Genomic DNA, 2507 nt, shown 5'->3' with positions numbered 1-2507 from the left:
CCGGGCCGCCAACCTGCCCCAGCCCACGAAATTCCGCACCTCGCAAGCACAGAGTCCCCGTCAGCGAACCGACGAGGACTCATGAACGATCGAGGCTAGGGCACGCCCGGCAGCACAACAGCTCCATGGCGCTCGCTGGGTCCGACGCGTCCCTACTCCCAGGCTGCATCCGACCATGCAATGCCCTCGACGGATTGTGGGAGACGTTCATGCAACCGGCCACGATTGCGGGCTACGCCTTGCCGAGCAGTTCCCTGACGTGCTGGACTATCTCATCATTCGTGTAGGCGTGTCCTGCGATACCCCACCCGCCCTGCACAGCCTCGGTGAGCGACACCCAAGTGCGCTCGCCCACGGACGAATCTCCGGTAAACTTGGCGACCAGGCCGGTGATCTCCGCGACCAATCCGAGCTGCTGATCACGGTCGAGGGCGTCGGCGTTGGTGGTTACATGCACTCGGACGTGATTGCTGTTGCCAGCAGCGTCTGCAATCGCCCCTGCTTCCAAGTCATGGATGAAGGCAGCCGTGTTGTCCTGAAAAAAGGGGATGGCTGGCACCTTCTCCCACCGCATGATTGTCTGCGCCAACTCCTGGGCGAGTGCATGCTTATCACTGAAGAGGCCCGTCGGCGCGTAGACGTCGATCATCGGCATAATGTTGTCCTTCCAAAGACCTTGTCAGTGCGAGATGTTTCTTAGCAACCGCTCGCAGCTGTGTTGCTCATGGAGGATAGAGCCAGCCCTCCAGCTCGGCCCCAGTAGCTGGCGACGTCAAGTCTCCTCAGCTTGTGCTGTCAAATAGGAACGCGTTTTCGTGAACTGCAGTGAACCCTTCGCAGGGAGCGCGCATAGAAGACGGACGCAACTGGTCACTCTCGACCTCAGCGCTGCGCGGGAGACTGACAGGTCGCACAAGTGGCGCAATCAGTCGGAAAACCCGTGCAAGTTACGAACCCACGTCGACCATTCCGTTTCCTGCATGAAAAGCCGGAGAATTCGCCGACTGTGGCTGGCAGGCAATAGCGTGCGTTGAAAGCACTGAAGGGGGCACGACGTTTGGTGCCGCCGTACCCCCTTCCGTCGTAGGACCGCATTACTAGTCGAAGCGTCAGTGACGACGGGCAGCCTGACGGCGATAGGTCGCGAGCGCGACGCCGCCACCGGCGACCAGTAGCCCGGCGGCGCCGGAAATCAGGCCGATGTTGCTGGCGCCGGTCTCGGCGAGGTGGCCGGGGCCACCGCTGGGCGACTCGACGGCAACCGAATGCGGAGGTGTGGTCGACTCCGAGACGGAGACGGAGGGGGAGGCCGGGGCCGACGACGGGACCTCGGGCGCGGGCGGCGTGGTGGTCTCGTCGGTCGGCGTCGACGGGGTAGCGGGGGCGGACGGACCGGTCTGCGTGGTGCAGTCCTTCGTGCCGCCGTTCCACCAAGCGATCTTCTTGTCGCCGATGACCGAGTGGTCCGGCCCCTCAGGCAGGTTGCCGTGCTCGTATCCGTCATTGGCGTCGAAGACACCGTCGTATTTCTTGTTTCCGTGGTACAGGTCGACTTGTGCAAAGCAGGTGATGTCCGGGACGGCGACGTTGAGAGTGTCGGTGCCGGTGGTGACCGTCACCGTGTCCCAGTCATGGAGGACCTGCTTGCCAGAGGTCGCGAAGTTCGCGCCGTGGGTGCGATACGAGGCGAGGGACACGGTGCAGGACGAAGAGCCGTCCGAGGCTCGAACGTTGACGTGCACCTTTCCGTCGCCACCCGGCTTCAGAGTGATGTTGCCGACCTTTACGGACTTATACCAGTTCGCGCCATCGAGGGAAAACTCGCAGCGGTCACCACTGGACTTGGTGCCGCCGCCCTGACCGGGCTTGTAGCTGTGGTGACCACCGTTATCCCAGCCCTTACCGCCGGGGGCGCCAACGGCCCAGGCTGAGGTAGCGCTTGCCGCCGAGAGGGCTACGGCAACGGCACCTACGCCGAGGAGTCGTTTGAAGGTGACGCGTCGCGATATGGACATGCAGTACCCAATCTTGGCTTACGTGGCCCGGTGGGAGGACGGGAGGGGGCAGCTCTTCCGAATGCGAGCAGGCCGAAGCATCACCGGGCAGAGTGGTCGAGGTGTGCACAGGACACTTCGGCTCCAGTGACACATCGCAATCGTGGTGTGTCGGCCGAAGGCCTGTCAACCTGGCCCGGCACAAAGGTTCATGGCCTGAGGTTTCAAGTTGGGAAGCGTTGGTCATCGCAGCTCGTCACATTACAGCGGCATAGCCTTCACTTCGTTCCGTTGCTGGAGTAGAAACATGTGGACAGCGGGGGGTGCCTCTATGTCCTTCGGCAAGGCTGTGCGGTCGGGTTTGAGGTTGTTTTCCTTGGTCATGCGGCGAGGGTGTTGGTGGGGGCCTGGGGTTCGCAGAAGGTTCCGTCGCGGAGCATCGCGAAGAGGAAGTCTGCTCGTCGGCGGGCGGGGCGGAGGAGTGCTTGGGTGTGGTGCTTGCCCTGGCTGATG

Annotated in this window: 2 protein-coding genes and 1 pseudogene; all 3 read right to left on the bottom strand. The window is 62.8% G+C overall.

The features are described 5' to 3' along the window. Positions 1 to 232: 232 nt before the first annotated feature. Complete coding sequence (locus tag ACIA8E_RS41750) at positions 233 to 649, bottom strand: 4-oxalocrotonate tautomerase family protein (RefSeq protein ID WP_399307315.1); 417 nt, start codon at positions 647 to 649, stop codon at positions 233 to 235. A 460-nt stretch (positions 650 to 1109) separates the two neighbouring features. Beyond that, positions 1110 to 2015, bottom strand: coding sequence for a hypothetical protein (locus tag ACIA8E_RS41745; protein ID WP_399307313.1), 906 nt, complete (start codon positions 2013 to 2015; stop codon positions 1110 to 1112). A 359-nt stretch (positions 2016 to 2374) separates the two neighbouring features. After that, positions 2375 to 2507, bottom strand: a pseudogene (locus ACIA8E_RS41740) (IS110 family transposase); the annotation flags it as partial.

The organism is Streptomyces sp. NPDC051664 (genome assembly GCF_044453545.1).
GTDB lineage: Bacteria > Actinomycetota > Actinomycetes > Streptomycetales > Streptomycetaceae > Streptomyces.
The sequence above is the reverse complement of the archived record's forward strand: the minus strand, read 5'-3'. Positions and strand labels throughout refer to the sequence as shown.

Excerpts from the sequence above, each read along its gene's own strand:
- ACIA8E_RS41750 (WP_399307315.1), bottom strand. The coding sequence starts at position 649 with ATGATCGACGTCTACGCGCCGACGGGCCTCTTCAGTGATAAGCATGCA.
- ACIA8E_RS41745 (WP_399307313.1), bottom strand. The coding sequence starts at position 2,015 with ATGTCCATATCGCGACGCGTCACCTTCAAACGACTCCTCGGCGTAGGT.